Source organism: Roseibium salinum (assembly GCF_026240905.1).
Classification (GTDB): Bacteria; Pseudomonadota; Alphaproteobacteria; order Rhizobiales; family Stappiaceae; genus Roseibium; species Roseibium salinum.
The window spans coordinates 1,598,674-1,617,867 of sequence record NZ_JAPEVI010000003.1 but is presented as its reverse complement, the minus strand read 5'-3'; the positions used below and the strand labels follow the sequence as shown (position 1 = coordinate 1,617,867).

At 60.4% G+C, this 19,194-nt stretch carries 17 protein-coding genes; 6 read left to right on the top strand and 11 right to left on the bottom strand.

Features of this window, described 5'->3' with window-relative positions:
- Position 1: 1 nt before the first annotated feature.
- The 4 genes from ON753_RS12040 to ON753_RS12025 all read right to left on the bottom strand — a co-directional run bounded on the left by ON753_RS12040 (position 2) and on the right by ON753_RS12025 (position 3,386).
- Positions 2-958, bottom strand: a complete 957-nt coding sequence (locus tag ON753_RS12040) for an aspartate carbamoyltransferase catalytic subunit (RefSeq protein ID WP_377046972.1) — start codon at positions 956-958, stop codon at positions 2-4.
- Between the two features lie 236 nt (positions 959-1,194).
- Complete coding sequence (locus ON753_RS12035; protein ID WP_265962801.1) at positions 1,195-2,121, bottom strand: AEC family transporter; 927 nt, start codon at positions 2,119-2,121, stop codon at positions 1,195-1,197.
- Between the two features lie 70 nt (positions 2,122-2,191).
- Positions 2,192-2,677, bottom strand: a complete 486-nt coding sequence (ruvX, locus tag ON753_RS12030) for a Holliday junction resolvase RuvX (RefSeq protein WP_265962800.1) — start codon at positions 2,675-2,677, stop codon at positions 2,192-2,194.
- Between the two features lie 112 nt (positions 2,678-2,789).
- A complete protein-coding gene (locus ON753_RS12025) occupies positions 2,790-3,386 on the bottom strand; it encodes a GNAT family N-acetyltransferase (RefSeq protein ID WP_265962799.1) in 597 nt (198 codons plus the stop codon).
- A gap of 163 nt (positions 3,387-3,549) precedes the next feature.
- On the opposite strand from ON753_RS12025, the gene ON753_RS12020 reads away from it, so the two are divergent.
- Entirely contained in the window at positions 3,550-4,254 is a 705-nt protein-coding gene (locus ON753_RS12020; protein ID WP_265962797.1) for a metal-dependent hydrolase, read from the top strand.
- Between the two features lie 176 nt (positions 4,255-4,430).
- On the top strand, positions 4,431-4,979 hold the full coding sequence (locus ON753_RS12015; RefSeq protein ID WP_265962795.1) for a cupin domain-containing protein: 549 nt from the start codon (positions 4,431-4,433) through the stop codon (positions 4,977-4,979).
- Between the two features lie 90 nt (positions 4,980-5,069).
- Here ON753_RS12015 and ON753_RS12010 read toward each other — a convergent pair whose 3' ends face one another.
- The 3 genes from ON753_RS12010 to ON753_RS12000 form a co-directional block, all read right to left on the bottom strand.
- Positions 5,070-6,314: a lytic murein transglycosylase gene (locus ON753_RS12010; protein ID WP_377046973.1), complete on the bottom strand. Its 1,245-nt coding sequence runs from the start codon at positions 6,312-6,314 to the stop codon at positions 5,070-5,072.
- 70 nt (positions 6,315-6,384) lie between these two features.
- Positions 6,385-6,870 (bottom strand): hypothetical protein, encoded by a 486-nt coding sequence (locus ON753_RS12005; RefSeq protein WP_265962791.1) that lies wholly within the window; start codon positions 6,868-6,870, stop codon positions 6,385-6,387.
- 105 nt (positions 6,871-6,975) lie between these two features.
- Complete coding sequence (locus tag ON753_RS12000; protein ID WP_265962790.1) at positions 6,976-8,073, bottom strand: SH3 domain-containing protein; 1,098 nt, start codon at positions 8,071-8,073, stop codon at positions 6,976-6,978.
- A 282-nt stretch (positions 8,074-8,355) separates the two neighbouring features.
- Between ON753_RS12000 and ON753_RS11995 the strand changes: the two genes are divergently transcribed.
- From ON753_RS11995 to ilvD, 4 genes are all read left to right on the top strand, one after another.
- On the top strand, positions 8,356-9,543 hold the full coding sequence (locus ON753_RS11995) for an ABC transporter substrate-binding protein (protein ID WP_265962789.1): 1,188 nt from the start codon (positions 8,356-8,358) through the stop codon (positions 9,541-9,543).
- A 115-nt stretch (positions 9,544-9,658) separates the two neighbouring features.
- On the top strand, positions 9,659-10,258 hold the full coding sequence (locus ON753_RS11990; RefSeq protein WP_265962787.1) for a TetR/AcrR family transcriptional regulator: 600 nt from the start codon (positions 9,659-9,661) through the stop codon (positions 10,256-10,258).
- 117 nt (positions 10,259-10,375) lie between these two features.
- Positions 10,376-11,482 (top strand): alkene reductase, encoded by a 1,107-nt coding sequence (locus tag ON753_RS11985; protein ID WP_265962785.1) that lies wholly within the window; start codon positions 10,376-10,378, stop codon positions 11,480-11,482.
- Positions 11,483-11,790: 308 nt separating this feature from the next.
- The gene (gene ilvD, locus ON753_RS11980) at positions 11,791-13,635 is read left to right on the top strand and encodes a dihydroxy-acid dehydratase (protein WP_265962783.1); all 1,845 of its coding nucleotides are present in this window, start codon (positions 11,791-11,793) and stop codon (positions 13,633-13,635) included.
- Between the two features lie 166 nt (positions 13,636-13,801).
- On the opposite strand, the gene ON753_RS11975 is transcribed toward ilvD, so the two are convergent.
- The 4 genes from ON753_RS11975 to ON753_RS11960 all read right to left on the bottom strand — a co-directional run bounded on the left by ON753_RS11975 (position 13,802) and on the right by ON753_RS11960 (position 19,022).
- Entirely contained in the window at positions 13,802-14,749 is a 948-nt protein-coding gene (locus ON753_RS11975; RefSeq protein WP_265962781.1) for a hypothetical protein, read from the bottom strand.
- 454 nt (positions 14,750-15,203) lie between these two features.
- A complete protein-coding gene (locus ON753_RS11970; protein WP_265962779.1) occupies positions 15,204-15,554 on the bottom strand; it encodes a hypothetical protein in 351 nt (116 codons plus the stop codon).
- Positions 15,555-15,809: 255 nt separating this feature from the next.
- The gene (locus tag ON753_RS11965; protein WP_265962778.1) at positions 15,810-17,990 is read right to left on the bottom strand and encodes an anthranilate synthase; all 2,181 of its coding nucleotides are present in this window, start codon (positions 17,988-17,990) and stop codon (positions 15,810-15,812) included.
- 267 nt (positions 17,991-18,257) lie between these two features.
- Positions 18,258-19,022, bottom strand: coding sequence for a substrate-binding periplasmic protein (locus ON753_RS11960; RefSeq protein WP_265962777.1), 765 nt, complete (start codon positions 19,020-19,022; stop codon positions 18,258-18,260).
- Between the last annotated feature and the right edge of the window lie 172 nt (positions 19,023-19,194).

Genomic DNA, 19,194 nt, shown 5'->3' with positions numbered 1-19,194 from the left:
TCTAGTTGTTCGGCAGGTTGGCTGCCAGAGCTTCCAGCACGGCCATGCGCACCGCAACGCCCATTTCAACCTGTTCGCGGATCAGGCTCTGCGGTCCGTCGGCAACGGATGGATCGATTTCCACCCCCCGGTTCATCGGGCCGGGATGCATCACCAGCGCATCCTCCCTGGCATAGGCGAGCTTTTCCGCGTCCAGGCCGTAATAGCGGTAGTATTCGCGCACCGACGGAATGAAGGCCCCGTTCATGCGCTCGCGCTGCAGGCGCAGCATCATGATGATGTCCGCGCCATGCAGGCCTTCGCGCATGTTGTTGAAGACCTCGACGCCCATCTTCGCGATACCTGATGGAAGCAGCGTCGACGGAGCGACGACGCGGACCCGGGCTCCCAGGGCATTGAGAAGAATGATGTTGGAACGTGCGACCCGCGAATGGGCGATGTCACCGCAGATCGCCACGGTCAGCCGGGCGATTTTTCCCTTGTGGCGGCGGATCGTCAGCGCATCGAGCAGGGCCTGCGTCGGATGTTCGTGCGGGCCGTCCCCGGCATTGACCACCGAGCAGCCGACCTTGCGGGCGAGGAGGTGAACCGCCCCGGCCGCGTGGTGACGGACCACCAGAAGATCCGGGTTCATCGCATTCAGCGTTGCCGCCGTATCGATCAGCGTCTCGCCCTTTTTCACCGAGGACTGTGAGACGGCCATGTTCATCACATCCGCGCCAAGCCGTTTGCCGGCAAGTTCGAACGAACTCTGGGTGCGGGTGGAATTTTCGAAAAAGAGGTTGATCTGGGTGCGGCCCTGAAGAACGAGCTTGCGCTTGTGCACCTGGCGGGAAACCTCGACGGCTTCCTCGGCCCGGTCCAGAAGGCCCAGAATTTCGTGGGGGTGAAGTCCCTCTATGCCCAGCAGATGGCGATGGGGAAAGGGGCTGTTTCGATGGGTGTCTGTCGCGGTCATCGAGATCATGCCTATAGGTGGAATCGCCGTCATGCACAAGACAGGAAATCAGCTCATGCCCGCTGTTCACATTTCTGCTAAATATTTGAACGGTTGGACAAAATATGGACGTCGCACTCCCGACCTTGTCCAAGTCCCGCTGCAAAGCGCCACCTTGCCCCAAGACGGCCTCATCGTGAAGAAGCGCGTAGCGCTGTCTCGGAGGACCGGCCGGGGCATTCGGCTGACCTGCTTCCTTAAGTGAAAATCAACAGCGCGGCCGGAATCGTCACTGTGGCGGCAAGGGTTTGCAAGGTGATGATCTCCGCCATCAGTTTGGCATCGCCGCCCATCTGCCGGGCGAGAAGATAGGAGTTGCTGGCGCAGGGAACGGAACTGGCGATGATGACGATGACCAGCGCCGGACCGCTGACGCCGAAGAGGGTGGCAAAGCCGAAGGCCAGAAGCGGCATGACCAGCGGGCGCAGGAACGTGCCGAGCGTGAGCGCCGGCCCGGGACGGCGCAGGGAGCCGAGATCCAGGCCCGCGCCGACGCAGACAATGCCGATCGGCAGGGCCGCCCGCGAGAAGATCTCCAGCGTATCGTCGATGACAAGGGGCAGGGCGAGGCCGCTGATATTGAACACGACCCCGGCGCCGATGGAAACGATGAAGGGATTGGTGACAAGGTCTTTCAGGATCTTCGCGCCGCTCGGCGCGGTGCCGCTGGCGTAGCGGGAGAGCACCAGGATGCTGACAACGTTCAGTACCGGGATCATGAACACCATCGCGACCGCGAGCATGGCAAGGCCGAGATCTCCGGCCACATTGTCGGCAATGGCGAGTGCGATCATCGCATTCCAGCGCAACGTTCCCTGAAAGATCGAGGTGAAGCGCGCCGGCGTGATCCCCCAGATGCGCTCGATCGCCGTGCGTATAATCATCAGGACGGCCGCCATGCAAAGGATCGAGGCCAGCAGCGCGCCGCCCATGTTCAAGGTCGGAAAACTGGCGAAGTCGGCCTGCGAGATGGTGCGGAACAGGACGGCCGGAAACAGCACGAAATAGGCGAGTTTCTCCACGCCGCGCCATTGCTCACCGGTTATCAGGCCTGTGCGGGCGATCAGATAGCCGCAGGCAATGACCAGAATGACCGGTGTCAGCGCGGCAAGAATTGTCAACATGACGGACTACGCGTTTTGAGAGAGCCACCGGCCGGGCGGGAAGTTCAGGCGGGCGGCAAGGCAGGATTTGTCAGCCATCTAATCCCATAAAGCCGAGTCGGTCCAGAAAGCCTTGCAGGATATAGGCGGCTGCCATCTTGTCGACTGCGTCGGCCCGTTTCGCGCGGCTGGTATCGGCTTCCAGCAGGGTGCGCGTCACCGCGGCCGTCGACAGACGCTCGTCCCAATAGGTGATCGGCAGATCGGTCTTCTGGGCAAGGTTGCGCACAAAGGCGCGGGTCGCCTGCACGCGCGGCCCTTCGCTGCCGTCCATGTTCAGCGGCAGTCCGATCAGGATGCCGCCGACCTGGTGCTTGGCGCACAGGGCAAGCAGATAGTCCGCGTCGATCGTGAACTTCTTGCGGCGGATGGTTTCCATCGGCGTCGCAATTCCCAGGCCGAGATCGGACAGGGCAAGACCGATGGTCTTGGTACCGAGGTCGAGACCGATAAGACGGTGTTTTGCCGGCAGTGCGGCGACAAAATCTTCAAGGGAGAGTGCGGGGTCGTTTGCCATGCAGCGCCTTTAGCAGGGCTTTGCTGCCGGCGCCAGAAAAACCGGCAGCATTGCGCCCGGTCGCAGATGTCATGGCCATATCCCGCGTGTCGCGAGGACCGCGGGAGCTGGTTCAAAGCTCCTTGGTCAGCAGGATCCACGCGTTGCCCTTGCTCTGCCAATCTTCCTTCACCATCGGACGGCGGGCGGTCTCGGTATAGCCGTGTCGTTCGTAAAGCCGCCGGGCGCCGGTGTTGTTATCGGCGACGATGACGCTCATCCCGCGCATGCCGAGTTGCACTCCGGTCTCATCGGCGCGCACGAGCAGGCGGGCGCCCAGACCGTAATTGCGGAAGTCAGGCAGAACCGCCAGCACATTGACGTACCAGGTTCCGGGCGCGAGGTTCTCCAGTTCCAGAAGCGGGACGAACATCGCCGGCAGGTCATGCGGCACCGGCTCCGGATCGTCGGCGATGGCATAGCCGATCAAGGCGCCGGCAGCATTGCCGTCGAGTTCGATGATCGTGGCGTTCCTGTAGGAAAAACTTCCCTCTTCGCGTGCCGCACGTTGTTCGCCGACCTCCCAGGGACCTTTGCCCTCCGGAGCCATCTTGTCCCACAGGTAAAGCGGAAGACCTTCGCCGGCGTAATTGACAAGACGCGCCAGAACCGGCGCATCTTCCACACGTGCGGGGCGAATGGCGACCTTGTCGTTTCTTTCGATGCTCATGTTTGTGCTTCCCGAAATATCAAAATTAGCCAGATGCTGTCCTTTTTTGAAGAATAGCACCGGCGGTGTGGTTGCCGGAGCGTTTCTCAATACCGACGGTTCAATTTGACCGCGAACCGCACTAGTTTCTTCTCTTACTGGAAAAAATCGTTGGGAGATTGTGATGAAGCTCACATGGTATGGCCATTCGGCCTTCAAGCTCGAAATCGACAACGCCACAATCCTGATCGACCCGTTCCTGAGCGGAAATCCAGCCTTTCCCGAAAACCTGAATGTCGATCAGGTCGCCGAAGGGGTTACTCATCTGATTTTGACCCACGGCCACGACGATCACATTGGCGATTCCATCGAGATCCTGAAGAAGACCGGGGCGCAGCTGACGGCCAATTTCGAGATCTGCATGTGGGCAAACCGTCAGGGGATCGAGAATTTCAGCCCGATGAATTCCGGCGGCAACGTCGACGTCGGTCCTTTCAAGGTGGCGCTGACGAGAGCGGATCATTCCTCATCGAAACAGACGGACGGCGAGGCCATCTATTTGGGCAATCCGCACGGTGTGATCATCGACGCTCCGGGTGAAAAGGTACTCTATCACCTTGGAGATACCGACATTTTCTCCGACATGGCGCTCATCAATGAGATCTATAAGCCCAAAATCGGCCTGGTTCCGATCGGCGACAGGTTCACCATGGGCGGCAAGACCGCTGCGCTCGCCTGCAACCGGTTCTTCGACTTCGAAACGATCGTGCCCTGCCATTTCGGTTCGTTTCCGATCATCGACCAGACGGCGGCAACCTTCACCGCGGCGATGGGCGATGCTTCCTCGAGGGTGAAGCTTCCCAGTCCGGGCGAGACCATCGAGGTCTGACATTCACGCCAACCGGTCTCTGTAGGGGATGCGGGGCCGCCAAAGTTGAATTGGCACCGGTTTCGCGTTGTTGCATTGCCAATTGTGTTGCACATTGCAGGCAGTTGCGCTGCTAGCCGCCTTATCGACGACCGGCCCATGACAACCGAAAACGCCACACCCATCTGGACGCCAAAATGACACTGATGAAACACGTATGCCTCGCACTCCTTGCCGGCTCCCTGCTTGCGGCGCCGGCCACAGCTGCGGACAAGTCGGTCACTCCGGAAGGCAAACCGGCCCCGTCTCAGCCGCACGCCAAGCCTGGCTCCCAGGCCGCGAGCGAAGCGCAAGAGGCGGCAGAAACGCCTTATGACAAGGTGGAGGAAGTCTTTTCCGGCGATAAGACGGTTGCCGGCGAAACGGTCCCCTTTCCGCAGGAAAATCCGTCCGTAAAGGCCATGGTCGTCACCATGGAACCCGGAGAGGCGACCGAATGGCACCAGCATCATGCACCTCTCTTCGCCTATGTTCTGGAAGGCGAAATCACGGTCACCTACGAAGAGATCGGCAAGAAGGTCTACCGGGAGGGAGACGGTATGCTGGAGGCGCTGAAGGTTACCCATCGCGGTGAAAACACCGGCGAGGGACGGGCCCGTATTCTGACCGTGTTTCTGCTGGGCGACGGCGGAACGCCGACCGTGCTGGAAGACGCACCAGGGGCCGACAAGGCTAAGGTGGAATAAGCGGTCAGCAACATGCAAGCCCGGAACGCGATTTCAATCGCGTTCCGGGCACTCGAGGCAGGGCTGTCGCGCCCGTACCCTATTCCATTTTCAGAGACGGTTGAGCAGGGCCGGGGTCGGCCAGGCGTCGGCCGGCATCCCGAGCCGTTGCTGGGCATCGCGCACGGCGGCGCGGGTACCGGATCCCAGGATGCCGTCGATCTTGCCGACATCATAACCCATGTTCGCGAGCTTGGTCTGCAGCTGTTTCATCTGTGCGTCGCTCAGCCCCGGTTCCGGGTTGCCCTCGTTGTAGACCGGGGCACCTGCGAGACGGGTGGCGAAGTAGGCGGCCGTGGTCGTGTAGACGAAGGACTGGTTCCACTCCAGATAGACGTTGAAGTTCGGATAGGCGAGGAAGGCGGGGCCCTTGCGGCCCTGCGGAAGGATGAGGGAGGCAGGCAGGTTCGAGGAGATCTGTCCCCAGCGCGGTTGAACACCTAGGGCCGCCCACTGGGCTCCGGTCTTTGCATTGCCAAGCCCCGTTTCCGCCCAGTTGAGGTTCTGCGGCGCCGTGACCTCCTGCAGCCACGGCTCGCCCCGGCGCCAGCCCAGATGCTGGATGAAGGCGCCGGCGCTCAGAATCGCATCGGCAGCGCTTTCCTTCAGACGCACATGCCCGTCGCCGTCGCCGTCGCGGCCGAACTTGATGATATCCTCGGGAAGCATCTGCACCATGCCGATTTCGCCCGCCCAGGCACCGGTGGTGCGTTGCGGGTCGAGATCGCCGCGCTGAACCATTTCGATGGCGGCGATGAGCTGCGGACGGAACAGTTCCGGACGGCGGCAATCATGCGCCAGTGTCGCCAGGGCGTTGACGGTATTGAAGTCGCCCTGAACCGCTCCGAAGTCGGTTTCAAGTGCCCAAAAGGCGGTGATGACGGGAGCGGGCACGCCATATTCCTGCTCGGTGCGCTGGAAGATGGCGGCATATTTCTGCATGTTCGCCGCACCGTTCTTCATCCGGTAGCCGGAGATGACCCGCTTGGAGAACTCCAGAAAGGGCATCTTGAAGATGCCCTGCGCCCGGTCCCGGGCAAGGACTGTCTGGTCGACCCGGGCCCCGGAGAGCGTCCGGTCCGCCGCCTGTGCGGAAAGACCCCGCGATATCGCCTCCTGCTTAAGGTCGGCCAGAAACTGCCGGAAATCCCCGCCGCATTGCTGGGCAGCCGCCGGTGAGGCGGCGATCCAGACTGCGGAAAAAGCGGCAGCGGCAAGTCGGGAAGCAAAGAGCACTCGGCGAGTCATGAAAAGTCCTGTCGTCTTGTGGCGGATGAAATTGCGCAAATCGGCCATAGTTGACTTTGCTTCGCCCCGAAGGTCAACCGGGGTCGTGCGCTGCGACGTGGGGATTGTTGATTGCGGTCTAAGGACAGTTTCCGAAGCCGGAGCCGGCCATGATGCCGCCCTCGGGCGTTCGCCGCAAAGGCGCATTGACGCTGGCCGAGGACCGGCAGTCGGGCGGCGGGGCAGGCAAGGTCGGCGTGCCGGCATTCACGCCGGACGTCTGCTGCAGGCACATCTGATAGGCCATGTCGTAAAGCGCCTGCCATCCGCCCGGCAAGGAGCCGAGATTGTCCATGACCCCGAGCGCGCCACCGACGCGCACGCCGCGGTGGGCTCCGGAGGGGCCCTGCCATTCTCCGCCGGCAACGGCGCCCGCCATGCCGCCGGAAACAACGTCACCGACGACGTCGCCGCTGCCCATGCGGGCACTGGCATAGTCGGTCGCATAGATCACGCAATCGGTGCCATCGGCAAGAGCAGGGACGGAACTCATGGCCGGGAAGACGGTCAGTCCGACAACCGAGGTCAGATACGCGACAACGCGGCGCGATTTGGGGTTGGGCATGATCCGCCTCCTGCCATCATCAACTCAAAGTGATGCGGATACTAACGGATCAGGCTTAACAAGGCTCTACTTGAACGGTTCAGGCCGCCGTGGAGACCACCGGCCCTATCGTTGCAGATACTTCTGGCTGATGAAACCCGACTGTCCCTCGTAGGAAATATTGCACCACCACGGCCCGCATTCGCTGAAGCGGACTTCGCTGTTTTCCGGAACAACGGTCAGGACCTCGGAGTCGTTGTCCGCCGTCTGCCGCAGATTGACCGCAACAGAGACCAAACCCGTGTTCGTATAGGCAGGGTCGCCTGGCAGGGTTTCGATCCCGGTTTCGGACTGTTCTGAGGCAGTTGAAATCTCTCCGGCTGCCGGAACCGCAGCGCCCGTTTGACCTGTCTGCGCCAGGGCAGAACCGGTTGCACCTGCCTCGCTCAAGGTGTTTCCGGCTTCGCCGGCCTGACGGGGCTCGACCCGTGCCTGGATTTTGTCCGGCGAAGGATCTTGCGCCGTGTCTGCAACCGCGGCAGCCTGATTGACCGAAGCAGAAGCATTCGGGTCGCGCGCGGCAAAGACCTTGCGTATCTGGGCTTTTGCCTGTGCCTTGGCGGTATCGATCTCTCCAGCCGCGGTTTCTCCTGCTGTGCTGCCACCGGACGACACTCCGTCGCTTCCTGCGATCAGGCTCTCGATGGTCGGCTCGGCGGTAATGCTCAGGGTTTCCACCGTGCGGCTGCCGTCGCCCCTGTCCTGCAGGAGGCCGGTCATGCTCACGGCGAGGGCGCCGCTGCCGGCAGCGACGATGAGCAGCGAACTTATCAGCAACGCCTTGAAGCTTGGCCCGTTGCGAAGCGAGCCTGAGGACACCGTCCTGTCCGACAGGGCCAATGCCTCGGGCCTGGGGGGCACCGCCCTGACATCTTCCTTCGCACGCCACAAAACACCGGGCACGTCCAGTGCCGGCTCGTCGTAATTGTCGATCAGCCTTGGTCTTTTGGTCTCCGCAACTTCGGCGGTGGCGTGCAGGTGAAGGATCCTTGCCGCAAGTATCTCGGCGTTTTTCGACTGCTCCTGCGGTGCTTCCGCTTCAGGGAAGGGCTCAGAAGGTCTGACGAGTTTCAGTTCCTGGTTCGCCGTGACGGAAGGCTTGCTGTCCGGTGAGACGTCCGACTGGGGTTCGAATTCGCGCGGTGGCAAGGATATGGAATACATACGGCACTCCTGGATTCCCGGATCTGACAGGCGCTGGGGCGGATATCGGATCGAAGACCGGCATTTATCTTTGTCAATGCGTCGGGACACGGGCAGGATTGCGGCAGCCCTGAGGAATTTGACGGCAATTGTGGCGGGCTTGTGATCGTTCGCGAACGTCCTTGCCGTTGTTTGCAAAAGCCTAACCTGTCTCCGTCATGATGAGGACGATAGCGCCTGCTCCCGGCCAGAAGGCCGCAGTAATCGGCCAGAACAGCAATTGAAACACACGGGCAAGACATCATGAAATCCTGGATCTCGCACTGTCTCGCACACGCAAGTGGCATGATCGCGGGACTGGCGCTGACGTGTCAGGCGTTGGTGGCGCAGGAAATCCCCGAATTGAAAATCGGCTTCATGGCAACCCTGTCGGGACCGGCTGCGATATTCGGCGAGCAGATGCGCGACGGTTTCATGCTTGGCCTGAAACAATCCAATGGCGCCCTGGGCGGCCTGCCGACGAATGTTCTCGTTGTCGATGACAAGCTGGATCCCGAATATGCTGTCGAAGAGGTAACAAAGCTGATCGAGCAGAACGGCATCGACATACTGGTCGGCGTGAATTTTTCCAGGGTCATGCTGGCGGTGCACGATCCAGTGGTGCGTTCCAAGACGATCTTCATCGGCACCCAATCCGGGCCGGCGCCCATCGCCGGACGGCAATGCAGCCGCTACTTCTTCTCCACCGCCTCGCAGGACGATCAGGTCCATGAGACCATGGGCCGCTATGCGAGCCTGAAGGGCTATCAGCAGGTCGTCACGGTCGCGCCCGATTACGAAGCCGCCCGCGATGCCGTCGCCGCATTTCGCCGCCACTTCAAGGGGCAGATCGCGCGCGAGCTGTTTCCCAAGCTCGGCCAGTCGGATTTCTCGGAAGAATTCCGGCAGGTCTCCGAAATCGAACCCGATGCCATCTTTGCCTACATGCCGGGCGGCATGGGTGTCGAACTGGTCAGGCAGTTCCACGCCTCCGGTCTCAAGGGCATTGTCCCGTTCCTGTCGTCGCGAACGATCAACGCCGTGACCTTGCCCCATACCGGCGAGACGGCGGAGGGCCTTTTCTCCGCGTCTCATTGGGCGCCCAATCTGGACAATCCGTCGAACAAGCGTTTCGTGCGCGAATTCGGCCGCGAATACAAATACGAACCGTCGGTTTATGCCGCGCAGGGCTACGATGCGGCAAGGCTCATTCATTTCGCCCTCGAGCTCACCGGGGGCGTGAAAGACCAGGAGGTTCTTCTCTCCGCCATCAACGCCGCACCGTTCGAGAGCGTGCGCGGAGATTTCCGTTTCAATTCCAACCAGTTTCCGATCCAGGACCTGTATCTGGTGGAGGGCGTGCGGCGCACCAGCAGGCTTTATGAAATGGAAGCCATAGCGCGCATTTTCGATGATGTCGGCGATGCATATGCCGGCTCCTGCAGGATGTAGATCCCGACTGCGGTGCGCGACGGCCGCCTTGCCGCATCCATAAATCTGAAACGCTCAGTCCGTAATTTTCCGTGGCGGAACTTGCATTGCGGACCGGACAGTCCATATCAGGAGCATGTCAGAGGCTCAGTTTCACAAATCTTCACCCGAAAAACGGGTATCCGGACCGGGGCGGCCGCGCAATTTCGATGAAGCCGCCGCGCTGGAGGCCGCCATGAACGTGTTCTGGCAAAAGGGTTTTGAAGCGACGTCTCTGGATGACCTGACCAAGGCCATGGGCCTCAGCCGGTCGAGCTTCTACGGCGCATTCGGGGACAAGCAGTCCTTGTTTCTGAGGGCCGTGGAACACTATTCGAGCAACGGTATCCGCAATCTGAGGAATGTTGCGGAAACTGCCGGCGGCGATCCGATCGACGCCATGATGCAGGCCATATCGGATCCCAAAGGGGGACCGCGAGGCTGCTTGCTGGTGAATTGCATCACCGAGCTTGCCCCGCATGATGAAAAGGTCGCCGCACTCGGGCGCCGCCACCTGGAGAGTATCGAGGAAATATTTGCCAGGGCCCTCGACCCGCAAAATCCCGACGCCGTCCGGGACAAGGCGCGCGCTTATTCCTCGCTCGCAATCGGAACCCTGGCACTCCGCAAGGCCGGCATCCCGGCAGACCGGATTGCCGATACCTTAAAACAAGCCAGATCGGTACTCTCCCCGTAGGAAGAGCGCCTTCCCAGCCGCGCAATCCAGGTGATGACCTGGTTTCGCACGCCTATTTATGGACTGATTAGTCCATAAATATCCAACTTTGAACAACAGCCAGAAGGAAATATGACCATGGCAGGTACGACGCTGTTTTCTCCGGCAAAAGCCGGTGCTATCGATTTGAAGAACCGTATCGTGATGGCTCCGCTGACCCGTAACCGGGCACGGCCGCAAGATGACGCCCCGTTTGAAATCCACGTCGAATATTATCGCCAGCGCGCCGGGGCAGGGCTGATCGTGACCGAGGCCTCCCAGATTTCCCCGCAGGGCAAGGGCTACGCCTGGACGCCGGGCATCTATTCCGATGCCCAGGTCAACGGTTGGAAGAAGGTGACCGACGCCGTTCACGCTGCGGGCGGCAGGATTGTCATTCAGCTCTGGCACGTGGGCCGCATCTCCCATCCGGTGCTTCAGACCGGCGGGGCCGATCCGGTCGCCCCGTCCGCCATTGCGGCAAATTCCAAGACCTTCGACGGGACCGGGTTCGTTGACACGCCCACCCCGCGCGCGCTCGAAATCTCTGAAATACCGGGGATCATCGAGGACTACACAAGGGCGGCCGAGAACGCGAAAAGGGCCGGCTTTGACGGCGTGGAGATCCACGCGGCCAACGGTTACCTGATCGACCAGTTCCTCCGTGACGGCTCCAACAAGCGTGACGACGGCTATGGCGGGCCGATCGAAAACCGTGCGCGGTTCCTGAAAGAGGTGACCGAGGCGGTGGTCGGCGTCTGGGGCGGAGATCGTGTCGGGGTGCGTCTGAGCCCGTTCTCGAACGCCAATGACATTGAAGACAGCAATCCGCAGGAAACCTTCTCTTACGCGGTCCGCCTGCTGAACGGCTATGGGCTGGCCTATCTCCATCTGGTCGAAGGGCAGACCGGCGGTCCGCGCGACATTCCCGAGGGCGGTGATCTTGCCGGGCTTTACGCGCTCTTCGACGGCGCCAGGATGGGCAATAACGGCTATGATCGGGCTTCGGCGATCAAAGCTATCGAAAGCGAGACGCTGGACCTTGTCGCCTTCGGACGTCCGTTCATTTCCAATCCGGATCTTGTCGTGCGGCTCCAAAAGGAAGCGCCCCTGAACGAACTCGACCGGGACACGCTCTACGGCGGAACCGAGAAGGGGTACACGGATTATCCGACGCTGGAGGAAAGCTCGATCGCGGCCCAGTAGGGCGCATAAAGGATTCAGGCCGCCTGACATCCACGCCTTCCGGAGGCCTGAAAACTGGCCGGTGCGGGCATTGCCCGCACCGGCTTTTTGCGGCAGCGCAAGGCGCTGGCTTTGGGTTCTCCGCACTTTTGACAGCTCGCGCGCCAACCGTACCGGAGCGTACTCTTTTTGCACTTTCAGGCCTTTTGTTCTATTCAAAAACCTGTCACACCCATTGCCAGATGAAATACGGGTGCGGACATCGCTCGCGCCTCGGGCGGGACACCTGCCGAGGGCGTGGGATGGCTGCACATGCAGGGAGAGACACAATGCCTCCGTATCGTTCCAGAACATCCACACACGGCCGGAATATGGCCGGCGCGCGCGGACTTTGGCGCGCCACAGGCATGAAGGACGATGATTTCGGCAAGCCGATCATTGCGATTTCCAACTCGTTCACACAGTTCGTGCCCGGCCACGTGCATCTGAAAGACCTTGGCCAGTTGGTCGCCCGGGAAGTCGAGAAGGCCGGCGGCGTTGCCAAGGAGTTCAACACTATTGCGGTCGACGACGGCATCGCCATGGGCCATGACGGCATGCTCTATTCGCTGCCTTCGCGCGAGGTCATTTCCGACGCGGTCGAATACATGGTCAACGGCCACTGTGCCGACGCGCTGGTCTGCATCTCCAACTGCGACAAGATCACTCCGGGCATGCTGAATGCCGCCATGCGGCTCAACATTCCGGTGGTCTTCGTCTCCGGCGGCCCGATGGAAGCCGGCAAGGTGGTGCTGGAAAACGGCGTCGAGAAGGCAATCGACCTGGTGGACGCCATGGTCGCGGCCGCCGATGACCGGATGTCCGATGCCGATGTCCTGTCCATGGAGCAGAATGCCTGCCCGACCTGCGGTTCCTGCTCGGGCATGTTCACGGCCAACTCCATGAACTGCCTGACCGAGGCGCTCGGCCTTGCGTTGCCGGGCAACGGTTCGACGCTTGCCACCCATGCGGATCGCGAGCGGCTGTTCGTTGAAGCCGGCCATCTGATCGTCGATCTCGCCAAGCGCTATTACGAGCAGGATGACGAAAGCGTTCTGCCGCGCAACATCGCCAGCTTCAAGGCGTTCGAGAATGCCATGAGCCTCGACATCTCCATGGGCGGCTCCACCAATACGATCCTGCACCTGCTGGCCGCGTCTTATGAAGGCGAAGTCGGCTTCACGATGGACGATATCGACCGGCTGTCGAAAAAGGTTCCGGTGCTGTGCAAGGTCGCGCCCGCGGTCGAGAATATCCACATGGAAGACATTCACCGGGCCGGCGGCATAATGGGCATTCTGGGAGAACTGGACCGGGCAGGGCTCCTGCACTCCGACGTGCCGACCGTTCATTCCGCCACTTTCAAGGAGGCGCTCGCCCGCTGGGATGTCCGCCAGACCAATTCCGAAAGCGTGCACGAGTTCTACCGTGCGGCTCCGGGCGGTGTTCCCTCGCAGGTTGCCTTCAGCCAGAACCGCCGTTGGGAGGAGCTCGATCTCGACCGCAAGAGCGGCGTCATCCGCGAGGCGCAACATGCCTACAGCAAGGATGGCGGTCTGGCCGTGCTTTACGGCAACATTGCCGAGGACGGCTGTGTGGTGAAAACCGCGGGTGTCGATGAAAGCATCCTGACCTTCACGGGCCCGGCCCGGATTTTCGAGAGCCAGGACAGCGCCGTTTCGGCGATCCTGACCAACAAGGTCAGTCCGGGGGACGTTGTGCTGATCCGCTATGAAGGGCCGCGCGGTGGACCGGGCATGCAGGAAATGCTGTATCCGACCAGCTACCTGAAATCCAAGGGTCTCGGCAAGGACTGTGCACTGATCACCGACGGCCGTTTCTCCGGTGGCTCCTCGGGCCTTTCCATCGGCCACATCTCTCCGGAAGCCGCTGAAGGCGGAGCGATCGGTCTGGTCGAAGAGGGCGACACGATCGTCATCGACATTCCCAACCGCGTGCTGAAAGTGGATGTTTCGGACGATGTACTGGCCGAGCGCCGCGCGGCTATGGAGGCCAAGGGCGATCAAGCCTGGAAACCGGTGGAGAAGCGCAAGCGCAAGGTCACCACAGCGCTGCGGGCCTACGCCAAACTGACGAGCAGTGCTTCCAAGGGAGCCGTCCGGTTCGTCGACTGAGACGAGCCGGACGCCCGATTTCTTCGTCCCGGAGGCAGTGATGCTGCGGTCCGGGACCGGAAAGTCCGAGAGCAGGGGTTCAGTAGGGGACATTCGAGGCGCCCCGAATTCCGGCACGAGCTCTGCCTGGCCGGGAAGACGGCAGAGACCTCTTTCGATGCCGTACTTAGTTCAAGCGGGTTTCGGACACAGGAATGAGAAGGGTCCGGCTCAGCAGGTGATCCGGGTCGTAAACGGCAGGCTCTTGCTGGCAATCGACCACATTGTTTTCGGTCGTATGTGTCTTCAGGTCGGCGCAGATGGGAATGGCTGCCTGACGCGTCCCGTTGACGGCTGCGGTCATGGCTTCCCGCAAGGAGCCCTCCGTCTCGGTCAGGGCGAGCGCCAGATGCTTGGCAAACAGTGATATGGTGCGGTCTGCGGAATAGTTCGCGGTCTGGCCGGCCCCGGACGAGGAAACAATGGCCTCCGGGCGGCCTTTCAGGTCAGTGTCATGCTGGTCCAGAAGGTGAAGATTTGCGGCGTTGGAGTTGTTTGCGTCGAGGATCAGGATGACTTCGGCTGCCCGAAACGTATGAATCATGGCGGCGAACGCCGGAGCCGTCATCCAGGTTCCCTCGCTGATCGCAATGTTGGTCGTCTCGGGTTTTTGCCCCGACCAGAGTTCAAGCACGTAACCGGTTTGGCCCGATGGCAGTGTGATGTCCGACGCGCCGAGTGGCAGATTGGCGTAAATGATGAGCCGGTCATTCGGGGTGAGCTTGTTTGCAAGCTCCGTCGCCTTGCGTTTGAGCGCGGCAGCGCTCGCGCCTTCGTTGATGAGCAAATGGGTCTTGTCCGGTCCGGCATTGACCCTCGGTGCCAGCGACGACACCACCTCCTGCAGGCTGTGCCTGCATATTTCCACCGACTGCGGGTGCCATGGCGGGCAACTGCCGATGGCGAGGATATGATTTTGGAGACTGACCGGTTCCTGCGTTCCGGCCGGAGTACCGGAAAGCGCGGCAAGTCCAAGTCCGCCGGCGACCACGGCGCACACACTGCGCAGGAATGTCCGGATGCGCCATGCACAGATCTGTCGCGCCTTGCGGATTATCGTCTCCTCGCGGGTCATGTTCTCAAGAGTGGGCTTTAAAAGGTTCAGGAAGGGTTGCTCCTCGTGAAAGGCAGGCACGTGCAGGTGATGACCTGTCTCACTTCCTGACCCTTGTACGGGATAAAAGCAGACCAGCCAATTTTATCGTTGGTGAGTTTCGATAGAACCCCATCGCGGACAGTTAAACAAATCTGTTTTGAAAATTCCAGCTTTGGGGACGCCATATCAACGGAAATGCGGCAGCGTTCCACTCCATCCCAAACGCGCGCGAAAGCTCCTTCAGAACAAAAAGTCCGGAAGAGCAAAGCGATGCTTTCGGGGGAAATCTGCTTTCGAGCGTTGCATGCAGCCTATACTGCAGGTCAGGCCCGCAACCGAATTGCACAGAACAACCTTTAGTCGGCCTGCGCAAGCTTAGAAAAGCGAGAGGACCGCGCCAAGTGGCGCGGCCTGTCGTTTCTTAGATTAGCCGTCATTGAGATCGATTGGCTTCATTCGGATCAATGGGCGGCTGGTTGGTCGGCTGGTCGCCACTCAAATCGCCCTGCATGTCGGCGGGCGGAGGTGCGCCATTTTCAACCTGCTGCTCTTCCGTAAGCCGCCTGTCGCCATCAGCGTCGCCGACCATTTCTCTCGTCTCATCCACTGGTGCTTCGGCTGCAGCCTCTGCATCTGCTTCAGGACACGGCACCAACGGTACATCTCCGTCGGCGTCGGCACCACAGGGGTTATCGGTCACCTCAACCTGTGCGCCTGCGGAGCCCACGAGAGCGGTCGAAAGGAAAAGGGCGCTCATCAGGGGCACGATCGTCTTCTTAAGCATTGGTTTCTCCTTTGCTTGTGAACGTCAATGGACAGTGCGACCGGTAAAGGCGCTGGCTGCCATCATCACATTCGAAGGGAAAATGCTTTCGACCGGAGGATGTTCCAATTTTTCGATCACATATTTTTCAGAACGGTTTATGGCCGGGGATCAATAAGACCCAACGGGTGTCGTCGCGGGCTACGGGATCGCTTTTTTTGGCATTCCCCTGAAATTATTGACAGGTGCCCAGAACCGGGCACCTGGCTGCCCGAGCTATATCGCTTCGGCCAAACGTTTTGTGTTGACCAGCCTGCTGACCACATTCTCGATGATCTTGTGCCCTGCGTCCTGGTCTAGCGACATGATGGACTCAGGGTGAAACTGCACCGCTGCTATCGGCTCGTTTTCATGTTCGATCGCCATGACGACACCGTCATTGGTCTCCGCCGTGACACGAATGTCGCCGGGCAATGTGTCGCGTTTGGCAAACAGGGAGTGATAGCGACCGACGATGACCGGTGCGTTGAGTCCCTCGAACAGGAGGGAATTGCCGGAAAGGATGATCGGAGAAGGTTTGCCGTGCACCGGAATGTCCAGCTGGCCGAGCTCGGCGCCGAAATATTCGCACAGCGCCTGCAGTCCCAGGCAAACGCCGAAAATCGGCAGGGCGCGGGACCTTGCGCGGCCGATGGTTGCCGCGCAGTCGAAGTCTTTCGGATTGCCCGGGCCAGGTGACAGGACCACGAGGTCGGGATCGACGTCGTGAAAGACGTGATCGGCCACCGGCGTCCGGTAGGTGACCACGTCGGCGCCGGTCTGGCGGAAGTAGTTGGCAAGCGTGTGCACGAAGCTGTCTTCATGGTCGACGAGCAGGATTTTCAGGCCCTTGCCCGGCTTTCTTTCCTCGCTTTTTTCGGCACTCCTGGTGGCAAGTCCGGCTTCGCGCACGGCGGCCCGCATGGCCTCCGCCTTCAGTTCCGTTTCCGCCTCTTCCTCTTCCGGAACACTGTCATAGAGCAACGTCGCGCCGGCACGTATCTGCGCCATGCCATCCTTGATGCGCACGGTCCTGAGAGTCAGCCCGGTGTTCATGTCGCCATTGAAGAGCACTGCGCCGATCGCACCGCCATACCAGGCGCGCGGCGACTTTTCGTGATCCTCGATGAACTGCATTGCCCACCGCTTGGGCGCGCCGGTCACCGTGACCGCCCAAGTGTGCGACAGGAAGGCATCCAGTGCATCCATCTCCTCAAGCAGAATGCCCTCGATGTGATCCACGGTGTGGATGAGACGGGAATACATTTCGATCTGGCGGCGGCCGATCACCTTGACCGAGCCCGGCTCGCAGACGCGGCTCTTGTCGTTGCGGTCAACATCGGAGCACATGGTCAGTTCCGCCTCGTCCTTGGCGGAGTTCAAAAGCTTGCGGATCTGCGCTTCATCCTCGATCGCATTCCGGCCGCGGCGGATCGTGCCGGAGATCGGACAGGTTTCAACGCGCCGCCCGCCTGTTACGCGCACATACATCTCCGGCGAAGCGCCGACCAGGTATTCGTTGTTGCCGAGATTGAAGAAGAAGGAATAGGGGGAGGGGTTGATCTGGGCCAGCCGCCGGCAGACCGCCGAGGGGGGATTGGCGCAGGGTTCGTAGAATGTCTGGCCGGGAACGGTTTCGAACAGATCGCCCCGGCGGAAATAGTCCTTGGCCTTCTCCACGAGCTTGGCGTACTCGCCCGGCTCATGATCGCCCCGGCCCGGATCCTGATTGGCGGGCGTATATTGGCGTTTTTCTCCGTCCCGTTCCATGTCCTTGGTGGTGACACCGTTCACTACGAAATCGTACTCCAGCACATAGGCGCGCTTGCCGTGGTGATCGACGATCAGGATTTCATCGGGCAGAAACAGCACGACGTCGCGCTGGTCATCCGGGCGTTGAAGTTTCAGGTCGATCGGCTCGAACTGAAAGGCGACGTCATAACCGAACGCCCCATAGAGGCCGAGTTGATCATCGTCGCACGCAAAGAGGTCCTTCAGCGCACGGATGATGGAGAAGGTCGAGGGCTGGCGGGAGCGGTCTTCCTCATTGAAAAGCCGGTCCGGCTTTTTCACGGTCAGATTAATCTGCGTATCCGTGGCCTCAAAACCCTCCACATCCTGATGGGACTTCAAAGCCTCGGTGATCGCGGGAATGAGGACTTTGCCGCGCTCGTTCAGCGCCCTGATTTCGACACTCCGGTCGGCGGCTTCCAGAACCAGCGGCGGGTTGACCAGGGCCATGTCCCAGCGGGTGTACCGGCCGGGATACTCATAGGACGAGGCCAGAACGGCACCGCGCTCCGCATCCAACCGGTCGATCCACTCGGAAGTGCCGGTTTCATAGACGGAAGGGCGCGACGTGCGCAGGATCGTGATCCCGCCGTTGGTTTCAAAGGTCTGGTTTGCCAGCACCGGCATGATCCTTCTGTTCCCGTTCTGATGGCTGCCTGATGGTATGGCGGCCTTATAAAGCACCAAGGCCGCCAGCGGTATCCCGCGGCGGCCTTTGGTTTGATCTTTGAACCCCTTAGAGCATGACTGATCGCTGGCCGCCTATTTCGCGCCGCACCACCACCAGGCTGTCTTCAGGGTCATTTTCATGAAAGGATGGATAGCGGATGTCGAAGGGGAAGGCAACGACATTGTTGGCTGAAGGAAAGGCATTCCCGGCTGTTTCGGAGCGACTTAATGACGCCAGTCATCGAGGGCGTATTTTTTCATTATCAGACGAAGGCTTCCGTTCGCTCTCAAGTCCCGCATTCCGGTGCTCAGCATTTGTGCCAGGCGCGTCGATGCCGGATTGCCGGGAGAAAAGGCGGCGTAGATGTGTTCTCTGGAAAAGGTCTTGGCTAGTCGAAACTCCTTGTCCAGCCCCAGCTCCCTGGCAGTGTGGCGGAAGACACCGACGTCCTCCACGATCATGTCGATCCGCCCGACTTTGAGCTGGAGCATGTTGATTTTCAACGGATGTTCGCCGCCGGCATAGGTCGGATGCGCTTGCAATCTGATGTGTCTCTCCAGCTCCTCGCCATAGGCGTAGTCGCGGATCAGGCCGATGCGCTTGTCCTTGAGCGAGGCCTCGGAGGTGTATTGCCAGCTGGAGGACTTCGGCACGAAAATGCCGATCTCCGTTTCTCCCTGAGGCTCCGCCGGAAATACGAAATCCGGTGCATCGCCTTTCAGCGCACCCAGGACCGCGTCAAATCGGCCGGATCGCGCGTAGAGCAGTGCGCGCGACCAATTCACGTTCACATAGCGCACGTCATAGCCTTTCGGCTCCAGAATCGCTTCGACGATTTCCACCATGTAGCCGGGCCGCTCGGAGCCTGGGGCGCAGTTGACCGGACACCAGCTATCCGCCGCGAAGGTAATTGTTTTTGCTTCAGCCTGTTGTTGAGTGAAGAGAAAACTTGCGCAGACAATGCCAAGAATTCCGAATCGTAACCGCACCACGTATATCCTCTTTAGTTGTGTCCATGTTGATTTGGGTCGGCATCATAACGGGGAAATATTGGAATTCTATCCACCTTCGGTAGCAACTCTCATTCGTGTAATGGATACATTCTTGATCATTGCCAAGCAGAAAACTGTCGGCTTTTGCGCAGCAATGTTTGAAGAGGGC

Coding starts and splice junctions, on each gene's coding strand:
- ON753_RS12015 (WP_265962795.1), top strand. CDS start 4,431: ATGACACTGATGAAACACGTATGCCTCGCACTCCTTGCCGGCTCCCTG.
- ON753_RS11990 (WP_265962787.1), top strand. CDS start 9,659: ATGTCAGAGGCTCAGTTTCACAAATCTTCACCCGAAAAACGGGTATCC.
- ON753_RS11965 (WP_265962778.1), bottom strand. CDS start 17,990: ATGCCGGTGCTGGCAAACCAGACCTTTGAAACCAACGGCGGGATCACG.
- ON753_RS11985 (WP_265962785.1), top strand. CDS start 10,376: ATGGCAGGTACGACGCTGTTTTCTCCGGCAAAAGCCGGTGCTATCGAT.
- ON753_RS12000 (WP_265962790.1), bottom strand. CDS start 8,073: ATGTATTCCATATCCTTGCCACCGCGCGAATTCGAACCCCAGTCGGAC.
- ruvX (WP_265962800.1), bottom strand. CDS start 2,677: ATGGCAAACGACCCCGCACTCTCCCTTGAAGATTTTGTCGCCGCACTG.
- ON753_RS12040 (WP_377046972.1), bottom strand. CDS start 958: ATGACCGCGACAGACACCCATCGAAACAGCCCCTTTCCCCATCGCCAT.
- ON753_RS12025 (WP_265962799.1), bottom strand. CDS start 3,386: ATGAGCATCGAAAGAAACGACAAGGTCGCCATTCGCCCCGCACGTGTG.
- ON753_RS12010 (WP_377046973.1), bottom strand. CDS start 6,314: ATGGCCGATTTGCGCAATTTCATCCGCCACAAGACGACAGGACTTTTC.
- ilvD (WP_265962783.1), top strand. CDS start 11,791: ATGCCTCCGTATCGTTCCAGAACATCCACACACGGCCGGAATATGGCC.
- ON753_RS12035 (WP_265962801.1), bottom strand. CDS start 2,121: ATGTTGACAATTCTTGCCGCGCTGACACCGGTCATTCTGGTCATTGCC.
- ON753_RS11975 (WP_265962781.1), bottom strand. CDS start 14,749: ATGACCCGCGAGGAGACGATAATCCGCAAGGCGCGACAGATCTGTGCA.
- ON753_RS12005 (WP_265962791.1), bottom strand. CDS start 6,870: ATGCCCAACCCCAAATCGCGCCGCGTTGTCGCGTATCTGACCTCGGTT.
- ON753_RS11970 (WP_265962779.1), bottom strand. CDS start 15,554: ATGCTTAAGAAGACGATCGTGCCCCTGATGAGCGCCCTTTTCCTTTCG.
- ON753_RS12020 (WP_265962797.1), top strand. CDS start 3,550: ATGAAGCTCACATGGTATGGCCATTCGGCCTTCAAGCTCGAAATCGAC.
- ON753_RS11995 (WP_265962789.1), top strand. CDS start 8,356: ATGAAATCCTGGATCTCGCACTGTCTCGCACACGCAAGTGGCATGATC.